Genomic DNA, 15,344 nt, shown 5'->3' with positions numbered 1-15,344 from the left:
GTTGGTATCTGTTTTTTGTTTAATAGGATCGTATTTTTTGTGAAATAAGAGAAATTTTTGCGGTTTCTATTTCATGAATTCCTAATTAAAAATGAAAGGGTGTGGTTGCATGGAGAAACGCTGGCAGAACAGAGTTCTTGTACTTTTGTCCGCCGTGCTTTTGTCTGCCTGTTCAGGCTATTTTGGCTGGATAGCCGCAGATGCGGTAGAGCAGACGGAAGTAAGTACAGAGACAATCAGCGAAGACACGGTTCTTGTCGGTGGAATGCCGGTGGGAATCTATATGGAGACAGATGGCGTTATGGTACTGGATACGGAACACATAAAAGGAATAGACGGGGTGGAATACGAGCCGGCCAGCCATCTGGTTAAATGCGGGGATTATATAACTGGAATCAACGGAAAAACAGTTGAGAATAAAAAGGAATTGATGGAAGCCCTCGCCCATCTGAATGAAGACGAGGTGGTCCTCAGCCTTCGAAGAGAGGAAGAGACCATAGATGTGAAAATAAAACCAGTGGAATGCGAACCCGATGAATATAAATTGGGCATCTGGGTGAGGGACAATGTGCAGGGACTTGGGACCATTACCTTTCTGACAGGAAGCAGCGAATTCGGCGCGCTGGGACATGGAATTCATGATTCCGATACAAATGTACTTTTGTCCATTGCGGATGGAACACTTTACAAAACCAGTATCCACTCGATTAAAAAGGGCGAGAATGGAATTCCTGGCAGCATGGAGGGCATCATAGTTTATAACGGATACAATAAGCTGGGAAGTATAAAAAAGAATACTGACGCAGGGATTTATGGTACGATAGATAAGATAGACGACTTATTTACAGAACAGATTCCTGTGCAGATTGCAGCCAAAGAAGAGATAGAAATCGGCGACGCGACGATACGTTGCTTTGTCGACAATGAAGTCAAAGAATATAACATAAAGGTGACAGATATCGACTATTCCGGACACGAAGTGAACAAGGGGCTTGTCATACAGGTGACCGACCCCGGACTCCTTGAAAAGACTGGGGGAATCATACAGGGCATGAGCGGAAGCCCCATCCTGCAGAATGGGAAACTGATAGGCGCGGTAACCCATGTTTTCGTACAGGATTCCACAAAAGGTTACGGCATTTTCATCGAAAATATGCTGGAGAATGTTGGAGATCAGACTTTGTCGAATTAGAGCAACAAATTATCCTTGATTATGGTGTGATTCAAAGATATAATAATCGAGTGGCGTTTCTCAGTCCGGGTCCTTTAGAGGAGAGAGGGATTATGGAACATTTAAACGTGGCCATCGCTGATGATAATGAGAGAATTTTAGATCTGCTCGAAGAAATTATCAACATGGACAAAGAACTGAATGTGGTGGGAAAGGCTAAAAATGGTGAGGAGATGTGTCAAATCATCAAGAATCAACAGCCAGACGTGGTTCTTCTTGATCTAATTATGCCGAAAATGGACGGTTTAACCGTCATGGAACGCATAAATCAAGACAAGACCATGACAAAACGCCCTGATTTCATTGTCGTAACAGCGGTAGGACAGGAGAAAATTACAGAAGACGCTTTCAACAAAGGCGCAAATTACTACATCATGAAACCATTTAATAATGAAATGTTGTTGAATCGTATAAAAACTGTAAGAAAAGTGTTCCGAAATCACGAGAAGAAAAATGAAGAATTATCTGGAAATACCTCGATTAGAGAAGAGGACCTGGAAAATCGTGTCACTAACATGCTGCATGAGATTGGGATACCGGCTCATATCAAAGGATACCATTATCTGAGGGATGCCATTATGATGGCAGTGGAAGATATGGATGTCCTGAACGCAATCACGAAGGTATTATACCCAACGGTTGCCAAAAAGTACCAGACGACATCAAGCAGAGTAGAACGGGCAATACGCCATGCAATTGAAGTTGCATGGAACCGCGGTAAATTGGACACTCTGGACGAATTATTCGGCTATACCGTGAGCACCGGCAAAGGAAAGCCGACAAATTCTGAGTTTATAGCACTGATTGCAGATACCATCCAATTAGAATATAAGCACAGATAATTCTTTCCTTTGTTCAGAAAATGAGTTATAATAATCAGTATATAAGGCTTGTAAGAGGACTCAAGGAAAGTGGAGGGTTTGTTTATGAAAAACATTTTATTTGCATCTTCAGAATGCGTTCCATTTATTAAAACTGGCGGATTGGCAGATGTTGTAGGCTCATTGCCCAAATATTTTGATAGAAAAAAGTATGATGTGAAGGTGGTGCTGCCAAAATACACTTGTATGCTGCAAAAATGGAAAGATATGCTGGAATATGTTGATCATTTCTACATGGATATAGCAGGAACTGACCAATATGTCGGAATTTTAAAATGTGTCCATGACAATATTACATTTTATTTTATCGACAACGAACATTATTTCGGCGGTTATGCTCCATATGACGGCGATCCGAAGTGGAACATCGAGAAGTATGCTTTTTTTTCTAAAGCCGTTTTAAGTATACTTCCTGTGATTGGGTTCCGCCCTGACCTGATTCACTGCCATGACTGGCAGACCGGCCTCATACCGGTATATCTGGATAATTTCCGTTATCTCGGCGAGTATTACAGGGGAATCAAAACAATCATGACGATACATAACCTGAAGTTTCAGGGCGTATGGGATACGAAGACCGTACGCAGTATCACAGGGCTGCCGGAGTACTATTTTGTTCCTGACAAGATGGAAGCATACAAAGATGCGAACCTTCTGAAGGGCGGGATCGTATATGCTGACAAGGTAACAACTGTAAGCCAGACTTATGCAGAAGAGATTAAAACACCATTTTACGGAGAGGCCCTTGACGGCCTGATGAGGGCGAGAGAAAATGCACTGTGCGGAATTGTAAACGGACTTGATTATGAGGAATACTGTCCGTTTCTGGATTCCCGGATTGCCAAGAAGTTTACGGTTGATACATTCCGTAAGAATAAAGTGGCAAACAAGCTGGCCCTCCAGGAAGAACTGGGACTGGATAAAGATTCCAGGACCATGATGATCGGCATGGTATCCAGACTTACCGATCAAAAAGGATTTGACCTTGTAGATTACATTATGGATGAATTGTGTCAGGATGCGGTGCAGATTGTCGTACTCGGCACCGGAGATGCCAAATATGAGAACATGTTCCGTCATTTTGCATGGAAATACTCGGGAAAAGTATCAGCGAATATCTTTTATTCCGAGGACTTATCTCATAGGATTTATGCATCCTGCGATGCGTTTCTGATGCCGTCATTGTTTGAGCCGTGCGGATTGAGCCAGCTGATGAGCCTCAGATACGGAACGATTCCTATCGTTAGGGAGACAGGAGGACTGAAGGACACAGTAGAACCGTACAATGAATTTGAAAAAACCGGAACGGGATTCAGCTTTACGAATTATAATGCACATGAGATGCTGAATACCATCCGTTATGCAGAACGGATCTATTACGATAAGAAACGTGACTGGAATAAAATTGTAGAGCGCGCCATGAACAAAGATTTTTCATGGAAGAACTCTGCAAGGCAATACGATGAATTATACAAAAGCCTGATTGGCGAATAAAGATAACCGTCCAGACAGGTCTGCGCATTTACTGCGCAGACCGTACGAAAACATGGTGGTTGCAGGCATCCAGGTCTTCGCCGCAGGCGAATCTCAATGGGCTGGATGCGTAACAGTTCAGGCTTGCCTGAACTGTTACGAATAAAGCGTATGGGCTGCCCTTTTATGAAGGGCGGCCGCAGGCATTCGTATATGGGAGAAGAAGTACAATATGAAAATAAAAGACAGACTGAATGAGAACCGGATACATATATCGTTCGAGGTGTTTCCGCCCAAGACAGACGCGGGATATGAAAAGGTACAGGAAGCAACCGACAGGATAGCCGCCCTGAACCCTGACTTTATAAGCGTTACATACGGAGCGGGCGGGGGAACCAGTAAAAATACCGCAAAGATTGCGGAGCATATCAAAGAGGATCTGGGAATCGAAAGCCTGGCACATCTGACCTGCGCGTCCTCAACGAAAGACGAGGTGAGGAGCGTAATAGGCAGCCTGAAGGAACTTGGAATCGAGAATATTCTGGCTCTTCGGGGAGACATTCCGGCTGATATGCAGTTCCCGTCGGAGGATCGTTTTCACTATGCCTATGAGCTGGTGGAAGAGATCAGGAAGCATGGAGACTTCTGCATCGGCGCTGCCTGTTATCCGGAAGGACATGTAGAGAACGAACATAAAGCAGATGATATAAAGTATCTGAAACAGAAGGTAGACAGCGGTGTGGATTTTTTGACCACGCAGATGTTTTTTGAAAATGACATCCATTACAACTTTCTGTACCGGATTCGGGAAGCTGGCATAACAGTACCAGTTCTGCCGGGGATCATGCCCATTACAAGCGCAAAACAGATGAAACGCAGCTGCGAACTGTCGGGAACCGTGTTTCCGCGGAGATTCCAGGCCATACTGGACAGATTTGGAGACTGTCCGGACGCAATGGAGCAGGCTGGGATTGCATATGCGACGGACCAGATTATTGACCTGCTTGCCAACGGCGTAAGGAATATCCACATTTATTCCATGAATAAACCGGAGGTGGCAGAGGCAATCATGAGTAATTTATCGGAAATTATTAAATGCTAGGAGTAATAACAGATGGATCATATGACAAAAGAAGCCATCCGTTATCTGGGATATGGAAAACATGCGGTAGATGATAAGACGCTGGCAATGGTGGAAGATTCATTCAGGAATCTCGAGGACATAGCAGGCAGAAGATCCATCTACCGCATCTTTGATTTGCAGCAGACGGCGGATGACAGGTTTACGATAGGCAGAGTAGAAATACAGAGCAGAAGTCTTGGGCGGAACCTGAAAGGGTGCCGTAAGATCATATTATTTGGCGCAACGCTGGGAACAGCGGTAGACCGGATGCTTGCCCGCCTTTCCTTAACGGATATGGCGAAGGCGGTGGTTATGCAGGCCTGCGCGGCTGCTCTGCTGGAAGAATACTGTGATGCGTGCCAGGCGGATATCGCTGCGCAGGTCTCAGCGGAAGGACTATATCTGCGGCCAAGGTTTAGTCCCGGATACGGTGATTTTGACATAAGCTGCCAGGCGCCTTTGATGCAGATGCTGGACTGTGCAAAGACGATAGGCCTGACAATGACTGACAGCTGTATGATGACTCCGTCAAAGTCTGTGACAGCGGTGATAGGAGCAGGCACAACAGAAGAAAAATGCCATATCAAAGGCTGTGAGGCCTGCGAAAAAGAAGACTGTATATACAGAAGGGATAAAATATGATTTTAGACAGATTAGGAAAAGAACTGCTGTTTTTTGACGGCGGAATGGGCACATTACTGCAGGCGGGCGGCTTAAAGCCCGGGGAGCTTCCAGAGACATGGAATATCACACATCCGGAACAGATTACGGAGATACACCGGAATTATATCCAGGCAGGGAGCGATATTATACTGACGAATACATTTGGGGCGAATGCATTGAAGTTTCATGACGACAGCTGTTCGCTGCAGGAGATCGTATCTGCCGCGGTAAGGCACGTGAAAGAAGCGTCTGCGCAGGCGGCGGTGCAGGGGCGGAGCGTTTATGCAGCACTGGATATCGGACCTACAGGAAAGCTGTTAAAGCCCATGGGGGATCTGGAGTTTGAGGAAGCGTACGAGGCATTCGGGGAGGTTGTAAGATACGGAACCGAGGCCGGAGCGGATCTGATTCATATTGAGACAATGAGTGATACATATGAGCTGAAAGCTGCCGTGCTTGCTGCGAAGGAGAATACAGACCTTCCGGTATTTGTGACCACCATTTTTGACGAGCGGGGCAAACTCCTAACAGGGGCGGATGTACCGGCGGTGGTGGCGCTTCTGGAGGGCCTGAGGGTGGATGCCCTGGGAATTAACTGCGGGCTTGGGCCAAAACAGATGCTTCCGATTCTGGATCAGATCCTGGAGTATACGTCCCTTCCCGTGATTGTGAAGCCGAATGCAGGGCTTCCAAAACAAGTACAAGGAGAGACGGTCTATGATGTGCTTCCCCGTGATTTTGCGTCTGTCATGCAGATGATTGTGGACCGCGGCGCGTCCGTGGTGGGCGGATGCTGCGGCACGACGCCGGAACACATCAGGGCGATGGCAAATCTGTGCCGGGGAATGGAACTCCGGCCGGTTACGCAGAAGGAGATCACGATCGTATCTTCTTATGGCAGATCGGTCTGCCTGGGTTCAGGATCGAAGATTATCGGAGAGCGGATCAACCCGACGGGGAAAAAGAAGTTCCGGCAGGCACTAAAGGAACATGACATAGATTATATTCTTAGGGAAGGCATCGCGCAGCAGGATAAAGGCGCGCATATACTGGATGTCAATGTGGGGCTGCCGGACATCGATGAGGTGTCTATGATGCGTGATGTTCTGTCTAACCTGCAGAGCGTGACTAACCTGCCGCTGCAGATTGACACCGTGGACACAAAGGCCATGGAAGCCGGACTGCGGATCTACAACGGAAAAGCCATGGTGAATTCCGTCAGCGGCAAACAGGAATCCATGGACGCTGTATTTCCACTGATCCAGAAGTATGGGGGTGTAGTCATCGGTCTTACGCTGGATGAAAGCGGCATTCCGGATACCGCGGATAAAAGAGTGGATATAGCCCGCCGCATCATTGCGGAAGCTGCAAAATACGGAATTCAGAAAAAAGACATTGTCATTGACGTTCTGGCTATGACAATCAGTTCGGATCCCGAAGGGGCCAGGGTGACGCTGGAAGCATTGAAAAAAGTGCGTGACGGACTTGGAGTCAACACGGTGCTGGGAGTATCCAATATCTCTTTTGGCCTGCCGAACCGCCCGGTTATCAATGCTAATTTCTATACAATGGCCATGCACAATGGTTTGAGTGCGGGGATCATCAATCCCTCCTCCGAGGAAATGATGAAGTCCTATTATGCTTTTCATGCGCTTATGAACCTGGACAGTAACTGTGAAGATTACATTGCGAAATATGCCGGACAGGATACCGGCGCCCCGGCGCCTCCTTCTGTTTCCGGGGAGATGTCCCTGGATCAGGCGATCGAAAAGGGGCTGAAAGAAGAGGCGCATCATATTACCGGCCTGCTTGTAAAGGAGCAGAAACCGCTGGATATCATCAATACGTATCTGATTCCTGCGCTGGACAATGTGGGGAAAGGCTTTGAGAAGGGAACTGTATTTTTGCCCCAGCTGCTGATGAGCGCTGAGGCGGCAAAAGCGGCTTTTACAATTCTAAAAGAATCGCTCGCGGCAGCCGGACAGGATCAGGAGAAGAAGGAGAAGGTGGTGCTTGCGACCGTGAAAGGGGATATTCATGATATCGGAAAGAATATAGTGAAGGTTCTTCTTGAAAACTACAGTTTTGATGTGATTGACCTGGGAAAGGACGTGGCGCCGGAACGGATTGTGGAGACGGTGCTGAAGGAGGACGTGCATCTGGCAGGGCTAAGTGCACTTATGACGACTACCGTTGTGAGCATGGAGGAGACAATCAAGCAATTGAAGCAGAAAGCGCCCGGATGCAGGGTCATGGTCGGCGGGGCTGTCCTGAATCAGGAGTATGCGGATATGATCGGAGCGGATTTCTATGGGAAGGATGCGATGCAGTCTGTTTATTATGCGCAGAAGCTGCTTAAGAATCAGTGAGGAATGTACCTTTTTTTATACAAGAAACCATATTGACTAAATTTTAACAAAAGGGTATAGTGGTAATGCAAATGAAACAGAATGGCAGACAGCTGCCTTTTTGGAGAAAATTCAGGAGGAAGAGAACCTATGATGAGAGGACTGCAGACACCGGTCCGTGCAATACGGAGAAGAGTGTTTACGGAAGTTGCAAAACTGGGATTTAAGGCTAACGCGGACACGCTGTTGGCGGATATGGAAGCGATACCCTATGAGATTGTAAATGACGATACGGAAAAATACCGCGAGAGTACCTACCGTTCACGCGCGATCGTGAGAGAGCGTTTGAGGCTGGCTATGGGTCTGTCGCTGCGGCCGGAGAATAAGCCGGTGCACCTGACTTCCGGAGTGGAAGCCAGCAACATTTCAGAAAAGTATTATGAGCCTCCGCTGATGCAGGTGATACCATCGGCCTGCGAGAGCTGCGAGGAGAACAAATATGAAGTGAGTAATATCTGTAAAGGATGCCTTGCCCATCCTTGCCAGGAAGTATGCCCGAAGGGAGCCATTTCTTTCGTGGACGGCAAGTCCTTTATAGACCAGGAAAAATGTATCAAGTGCGGTAAATGCAAATCGGTCTGTCCGTATGATGCGATCGCGAAGAAGGAAAGGCCTTGTAAAAATGCCTGCGGCGTTAATGCGATTGTCTCCGACAAATATGGAAGAGCTTATATTGATACAGAGAAATGTGTGTCCTGCGGTATGTGTATGGTAAGCTGTCCCTTTGGCGCCATTTCAGACAAGTCCCAGATCTTTCAGCTGACGAACGCGCTGCAGGAGGGCGGAGAGATTGTGGCCGAGATTGCCCCTGCATTCGTCGGTCAGTTTGGGGATAATATTACGCCGAGAAACATTAAGGCCGCCCTGCAGGAGCTGGGATTCTCAGAAGTCTATGAAGTGGCGCTGGGAGCAGACATTGGAGCCATAGCTGAGGCGCATCATTATGTGGATAAAGTGGTATCAGGGGAACTTCCGTTCCTGTTGACATCCTGTTGTCCGTCCTGGGCAGTAATGGCAAAGAAATTCTTCCCTGACCTGATCGACCAGATCTCGCAGGAGCTGACCCCTATGGTGGCGACAGCCAGAACCATTAAGCAGGAGCATCCGAACGCGCGAGTGGTATTCATCGGGCCGTGTGCGGCTAAGAAGCTGGAAGCGTCGAGAAGAACCGTGCGCAGTGATGTGGACTTTGTTGTGACTTACGAAGAGGTGCAGGCAATGTTTGACGCGAAAAACATTGACCTGAAGAAGTACGAAGCAGAGTCTTCATTCCACGACGCGACGGGAGCGGGCCGCGGCTATGCCTGTGCCGGCGGCGTGGCAGAGGCCATCGAGAACTGCATCAATGAGTATTATCCGGATGTGGAAGTGAACATTGAGCATGCAGAGGGGCTTGCCGAATGCAAAAAGATACTGACGCTGGCAAAAGCCGGACGTATGAACGGTTGTCTGATCGAGGGAATGGGCTGTCCGGGAGGCTGCATAGCAGGCGCCGGAACGAATATACCGGTCTCAAAAGCAAAGAAAGCTCTTGCCAACTATGTAAAGAATTCTTCCAACAATATTCCGCCGAAAGAACTGGCAGAAATCGAGCTAAAATAATATTTGAAAAACCGTACCAGCTATGGTATGATAGGTTAGAAATACAGAGTGGATCCGCATCCACTCTGTTTCTGTTGACCATATACTCATCGTTCCGGATATCCGGAGCGTATAAGGGCAGAATCATCATGGCTGCCGCAGATAAAGAAACCGGGAGGAATAGGGTTATGCAACCATATGGAGTGAACCAATTAAGAAAGATGTTTTTGGAGTTTTTTGAGAGCAAAGGGCACCTTGCAATGAAGAGCTTTTCATTAGTACCGCACAATGATAAGAGTCTTCTTCTCATCAATTCGGGAATGGCGCCGATGAAGCCATATTTTACAGGACAGGAGAACCCGCCGAGCAAAAGGGTGACAACCTGTCAGAAGTGTATCAGGACAGGAGATATTGAAAATGTCGGTAAGACAGCGCGTCACGGCACATTTTTTGAGATGCTGGGCAACTTTTCTTTTGGTGACTATTTTAAAGATGACGCAATCAAATGGTCATGGGAGTTTCTGACAGAGGTGGTAGGGCTGGATCCCGACAAACTGTACCCGTCTGTATATTTGGACGATGATGAAGCATTTGAGATTTGGAATAAAAAGATGGGGATTCCGGCGGAACGTATTTTCAAGTTCGGTAAGGAAGATAATTTCTGGGAGCATGGTTCAGGTCCCTGCGGTCCTTGTTCGGAGATCTACTATGACAGGGGAGAAGAGTACGGCTGCAGCCGCCCGGACTGTACGGTTGGGTGTGAGTGCGACCGCTATATGGAGATATGGAACAACGTATTTACCCAGTTTGAAAATGACGGCAAGGGAAATTATACAGAGCTCGAGCAGAAGAACATCGATACAGGCATGGGTCTGGAGAGACTTGCTTCGGTTGTTCAGAATGTGGATTCCATATTTGACGTGGATACGATCAAGGAATTGCGCAGCCATGTATGCAGGATGGCGGATGTTGTTTATGGGAAAGAAGAAGGTACGGATATTTCTATCCGCGTTATAACGGATCACGTACGTTCCGTAACATTTATGATATCCGATGGTATTATGCCTTCCAACGAAGGAAGAGGGTATGTGCTGCGACGTCTGCTCAGAAGAGCCTGCCGCCATGGAAGACTGCTGAATATCGAAGGCAATTTCCTTCCGGCGCTGGCCGAGACTGTAATCGAAGGCTCTAAGGACGGTTATCCGGAGCTGGAAGAGAAAAAAGATTTTATCCTGAAAGTGATTGCAAAGGAAGAAGAGCAGTTTAACAAGACGATTGATCAGGGACTTGTTATTTTATCCGATATGATTGACGGGATGGAGAAGCGCGCTGAAAAGACGCTTTCCGGAGAGGAAGCGTTTAAACTGTATGACACATATGGTTTTCCGATCGATTTGACAAAAGAGATTTTGGAAGAAAAGGGACTGGATGTGGATGAAGAGGGATTCCATGCTGCGATGGAAGTCCAGAGAAAGACAGCTCGCGCCGCCCGCGGCGTTACGAACTATATGGGGGCGGATGTGACCGTATACGAATCCATTGATCCGGGTATTACAAGCACATTTTTGGGATATAATAATTTAGTATATGAATCAGAGATTACGGTGCTGACGACGGAGACGGAGGTAGCAGAAGCCCTGTCAGACGGCGAGAGGGGAACTGTATTTGTAAAAGAGACGCCTTTCTATGCCACCAGCGGCGGACAGGAGGCCGATACGGGCGTTATACGCACTCCGGAAGGGGAATTTAAGGTAGAAGACACAATCAAGCTCCTGGGTGGTAAAATCGGCCATGTGGGACAGGTTGTCAAAGGTATGGTCAAGACAGGGGATAAGGCAGAGCTGGCCGTAGATGCCAGAAAGCGTTCTTTATCCGCAAGAAACCACAGCGCGACCCATCTGCTCCAGAAGGCGCTCAGGACAGTGCTGGGCACTCATGTAGAACAGGCAGGCTCCAGTGTGAATGAAGACAGGCTCCGTTTTGACTTCACACATTTTTCTGCGCTGAGCCAGGACGAACTCAAACAGGTAGAGGAAATTGTTAATGAGCATATTGCCGAGGCTCTGCCTGTGGATATTCAGAATATGCCGATCGAAGAGGCCAGAAAGACCGGTGCGCAGGCCTTGTTCGGTGAAAAGTATGGGGACATCGTAAGGGTGGTTAATATAGGCGGATTCTCGATTGAGTTCTGCGGCGGTACCCACGTAAAGAACACGAGCGAAATTATGGCGTTTAAGATTATTTCCGAGACAGGCGTGGCTGCAGGCGTGCGCCGCATTGAGGCACTGACATCGCAGGGACTTTTAGACTATTATGATACTCTGGAGAAGAAGATGAATGAGGCGGCGAAGCTGTTAAAGGCATCGCCGGATAACCTGGCGGAGAAGATCACACATGTGATGTCCGAGAACAAAACTCTTCACTCAGAGGTGGAAAGCCTGAAGAGCAGACTTGCACAGGATGCCATGGGCGATGTGATGGATCAGGTGCAGGAAGTGAAAGGCGTAAAGCTTCTGGCGGCAGAGGTGGACGGCGTTGATATGAATGGACTCCGCGACCTTGGAGACCAGATGAAGGAAAAACTGGGAGAGGGCGTAGTCGTCCTTGCCTCAGGAAATGAGGGGAAAGTCAGTCTTATGGTAACCGCTACAGAAGGTGCGATGAAACAGGGCGCACATGCCGGGAACCTTATCAAAGCGATTGCCGGCCTCGTAGGAGGAGGAGGCGGCGGCCGTCCGAACATGGCGCAGGCAGGCGGAAAGAACCCGGCAGGCATCAAAGATGCGCTTGCAAAGGCTGTTGAAGCACTGGAAGGACAACTTTCTTAGTTTTTTTGCCGGAAACAGTTGACGTTTAGTGAAAATATGATATAATCTTTTGTAGTGCAATAAATATACCCGAACAGTCGTATGATGCACAATACAAGGCTGGAGGGGAGGTTAGGTGTGAGACTATGTCAAATGTAATCGTTAAAGAAAACGAGACGTTAGATAGCGCTTTACGCAGATTCAAAAGAAACTGTGCAAAGGCTGGCATTCAGCAGGAGATTCGTAAAAGAGAACATTACGAAAAGCCAAGCGTAAGACGTAAGAAAAAATCTGAAGCTGCTAGAAAACGTAAATATAATTAATATGTGCAGATAAATAGAGTGTTGAAAAACACTCTATTTTTGTGTTTTGAGGACAGCGGAGGATGCGAATGGCAAGGACGGCCGGAATACGGGTTAGCTTTGTATTTTCTTTATTTATTTAAGATTTGTTTAAGACTTTCCAAAGTTCGTAGTAATGTCTGTGAAGCTGTGATATGATTACCAAAGGAAACTGATGGGACATTAACATAAGATGGAGATGAGAATATGTGGGATAAGGTGATATTTGGAAGAGATTTATATCATGTGGTACTGTGGTTCCTTACGTACAGTATTCTTGGGTGGATAGTGGAATCTATTTACATGTCCATTTGTAATAAAAAGTGGACAAACCGGGGATTTTCAAAAGGACCGTTCTGCCCGATCTATGGAGTGGGGGCTTTGACAGTATATTTTGTACTGAGTCCTTACAGTCACAACAGAGTGCTGCTTTTCTTTCTGGGAGCCATACTGGCTACAACAATCGAATGGGTGACAGCCAGGATTATGGAGCGGATATTCGGTGAGGTCTGGTGGGATTATACGGACAAGCCGTTTAATTATAAAGGAATTCTCTGTCTGGAAAGCACGCTGGCGTGGGGACTGTACACTTTGATCTTGTTTGGGGTTCTGCACGGGTTTGTTGAGCGGATTGTAAATGCGATACCTTTCCATATTGGAAGAATTGCAGGTACATTACTGATCTTGGTTTATATTATTGATTTTACCTCTTCTTTTTATAAAGAGAAGCGGGAGAACCTGCCGGTCTCGTTCAGTAAGATTAAGAACAGCTTTCGGAACTTGATCGGACGTTAGATGGCTGCTGAGGCCGTTACTGTTCCCCCTGCGGGCGCGCGCAGTACTGATACCAGGGTATACGGTTAGAATTTTTACTTGACGTTAGGAAAAAACTGGTATATACTAAATGAGTGAAATGACAAAGGCGTCATAGACATAGGTCTATGGCGTTTTTTTGCACTTTAACAGGAGATATCAGCTATGTTCATCAGGAAAGAATGAAATATTTTGGCGATATCTTTTACAAGGAATGGGAAAATATAAGAAATGAATAATACAAACAGATTTCCTGCAAAAATGTCATTATCACATAAAACAAGGGATGAGACTGTCCGCATAGTTGTCATCGTTTAAACTAAAGCTAATATTGCAGTAAACACGGATGATATTTAAAATGTTATAAAAGCATTTTGCCGTATACTTTGTCGGGTTTAATACTATACAGTTTTAAAGTTGTAAAAATTATGAAATTTATGATTGACAAAGTTGCAGGCAGCTTTTAAAATAAACGAGTAGACAAAGTTGTCATGATGCGGGGCAGGTTGTCACCCCGCCATTTTTATATTATTTCAGGAGGTAGAAAAGGATGTCATACGTTGATGAGGTAATTGAATTAGTTGTGAAAAAGAACCCTGCAGAACCGGAGTTCCACCAGGCGGTAAAGGAAGTGCTGGAGTCTCTGAGAGCCGTTGTTGAGGCAAATGAGGAGAAGTTCCGCAGAGATGCTCTTCTGGAGAGGCTTGTAGAGCCTGAGAGACAGCTGAAGTTCCGTGTACCATGGGTAGATGACAGCGGTCAGGTTCAGGTTAACACAGGGTACAGGGTTCAGTTCAATAGTGCGATTGGGCCATATAAGGGCGGTCTTCGTCTGCATCCTTCAGTAAACCTTGGCATTATCAAATTTCTGGGATTTGAACAGATCTTCAAGAATTCCCTGACGGGGCTTCCGATCGGCGGGGGAAAAGGCGGTTCTGACTTTGATCCGAAAGGAAAATCAGACAGAGAAGTTATGGCTTTTTGCCAGAGCTTTATGACGGAATTATGTAAATATATTGGAGCAGATACAGATGTACCTGCAGGTGATATCGGCACCGGTGCAAGAGAGATTGGATATATGTATGGACAGTACAAGCGTATCCGCGGATTATCAGAAGGTGTACTTACAGGAAAAGGCTTAAGCTACGGCGGATCTCTGGCCCGCACAGAGGCTACCGGATACGGTCTGCTCTATCTGACAGAAGAGATGCTTAAGCTGAATGGAATTGATATTGCTGGTAAGACAGTAGCAGTATCAGGTTCAGGAAATGTTGCTATTTACGCAACACAGAAAGCTCATCAACTGGGGGCTAAAGTAGTGACAGTCAGTGACTCCAACGGATGGGTATACGATCCGGATGGGATTGACGTAGACACGCTGAAGGAAATCAAGGAAGTTAGGCGTGCAAGACTGACAGAATACAAGAACTACCGTCCAAATTCCGAGTACCACGAAGGAAGAGGGGTTTGGTCAGTAAAAGTTGATATCGCGCTGCCATGTGCAACCCAGAACGAACTCTTGCTGGATGATGCAAAGGCACTTGTTGCAAACGGATGTATTGCAGTAGCCGAGGGCGCTAACATGCCGACAACTCTGGAAGCGACAGAATATCTGCAGAAAAACGGTGTATTATTTGCACCTGGAAAGGCTGCAAATGCAGGCGGTGTTGCAACTTCAGCCCTGGAGATGTCCCAGAACAGCGAGCGTCTTAGCTGGACATTCGAGGAAGTAGACACGCAGCTTCAGAGAATTATGGTGGACATCTGTCATAATATGGCAGATGCTGCTGAAAGATATGATGTAAAAGGAAACTATGTGGTAGGTGCAAACATTGCGGGATTTGAAAAAGTAGTAGACGCAATGACGGCGCAGGGCATCATATAAATCGGGATTTAGTTGACAGGCTTCAGTCCTGTCGACGGACGGGGACGCTTCATGACAGGGAGGCCGGGAAGGTGCTGGGGCTGTATATGCCGTTGCGATATGCACCCATGCTGCTAAGTGATTCTAGAACAGCCGATG

General features: G+C 46.8%; 11 protein-coding genes. All 11 read left to right on the top strand.

Annotation, left to right across the window (positions count from 1 at the left end):
- The first annotated feature begins 109 nt into the window (after nucleotides 1–109).
- Nucleotides 110–1,192 carry a SpoIVB peptidase gene (gene spoIVB / locus ARB69_RS03670; protein WP_050642397.1) on the top strand — a complete coding sequence of 361 codons (1,083 nt, stop codon included), beginning with the start codon at nucleotides 110–112 and terminating at the stop codon, nucleotides 1,190–1,192.
- A 92-nt stretch (nucleotides 1,193–1,284) separates the two neighbouring features.
- Complete coding sequence (spo0A, locus tag ARB69_RS03665; protein ID WP_025657571.1) at nucleotides 1,285–2,073, top strand: sporulation transcription factor Spo0A; 789 nt, start codon at nucleotides 1,285–1,287, stop codon at nucleotides 2,071–2,073.
- Nucleotides 2,074–2,157: 84 nt separating this feature from the next.
- Nucleotides 2,158–3,606: a glycogen synthase GlgA gene (gene glgA, locus ARB69_RS03660; RefSeq protein ID WP_050642396.1), complete on the top strand. Its 1,449-nt coding sequence runs from the start codon at nucleotides 2,158–2,160 to the stop codon at nucleotides 3,604–3,606.
- A 211-nt stretch (nucleotides 3,607–3,817) separates the two neighbouring features.
- Nucleotides 3,818–4,687 (top strand): methylenetetrahydrofolate reductase [NAD(P)H], encoded by an 870-nt coding sequence (gene metF, locus ARB69_RS03655; protein ID WP_025657570.1) that lies wholly within the window; start codon nucleotides 3,818–3,820, stop codon nucleotides 4,685–4,687.
- 12 nt (nucleotides 4,688–4,699) lie between these two features.
- On the top strand, nucleotides 4,700–5,350 hold the full coding sequence (locus tag ARB69_RS03650) for a vitamin B12 dependent-methionine synthase activation domain-containing protein (protein ID WP_050642395.1): 651 nt from the start codon (nucleotides 4,700–4,702) through the stop codon (nucleotides 5,348–5,350).
- Nucleotides 5,347–7,740: a homocysteine S-methyltransferase family protein gene (locus ARB69_RS03645; RefSeq protein WP_055151178.1), complete on the top strand. Its 2,394-nt coding sequence runs from the start codon at nucleotides 5,347–5,349 to the stop codon at nucleotides 7,738–7,740. The genes ARB69_RS03650 and ARB69_RS03645 overlap by 4 nt, the downstream gene beginning before the upstream one ends.
- Before the next feature lie 129 nt (nucleotides 7,741–7,869).
- The gene (locus tag ARB69_RS03640; protein WP_050642393.1) at nucleotides 7,870–9,381 is read left to right on the top strand and encodes a 4Fe-4S dicluster domain-containing protein; all 1,512 of its coding nucleotides are present in this window, start codon (nucleotides 7,870–7,872) and stop codon (nucleotides 9,379–9,381) included.
- A gap of 167 nt (nucleotides 9,382–9,548) precedes the next feature.
- Nucleotides 9,549–12,188 (top strand): alanine--tRNA ligase, encoded by a 2,640-nt coding sequence (alaS, locus tag ARB69_RS03635; protein ID WP_055151175.1) that lies wholly within the window; start codon nucleotides 9,549–9,551, stop codon nucleotides 12,186–12,188.
- A 125-nt stretch (nucleotides 12,189–12,313) separates the two neighbouring features.
- Nucleotides 12,314–12,490 (top strand): 30S ribosomal protein S21, encoded by a 177-nt coding sequence (rpsU, locus tag ARB69_RS03630; protein WP_004054229.1) that lies wholly within the window; start codon nucleotides 12,314–12,316, stop codon nucleotides 12,488–12,490.
- Between the two features lie 225 nt (nucleotides 12,491–12,715).
- Nucleotides 12,716–13,303 carry a putative ABC transporter permease gene (locus tag ARB69_RS03625; protein ID WP_050642391.1) on the top strand — a complete coding sequence of 196 codons (588 nt, stop codon included), beginning with the start codon at nucleotides 12,716–12,718 and terminating at the stop codon, nucleotides 13,301–13,303.
- A gap of 568 nt (nucleotides 13,304–13,871) precedes the next feature.
- Nucleotides 13,872–15,206: an NADP-specific glutamate dehydrogenase gene (gene gdhA, locus ARB69_RS03620; RefSeq protein ID WP_025657566.1), complete on the top strand. Its 1,335-nt coding sequence runs from the start codon at nucleotides 13,872–13,874 to the stop codon at nucleotides 15,204–15,206.
- Nucleotides 15,207–15,344: the final 138 nt, after the last annotated feature.

Origin of the sequence: Faecalicatena contorta, from assembly GCF_001404335.1 — a bacterium.
Taxonomy (GTDB): Bacteria; Bacillota; Clostridia; order Lachnospirales; family Lachnospiraceae; genus Faecalicatena; species Faecalicatena contortus_B.
Note: the sequence above shows the minus strand (reverse complement) of the source record. Positions and strands in the feature narration are given on the sequence as shown.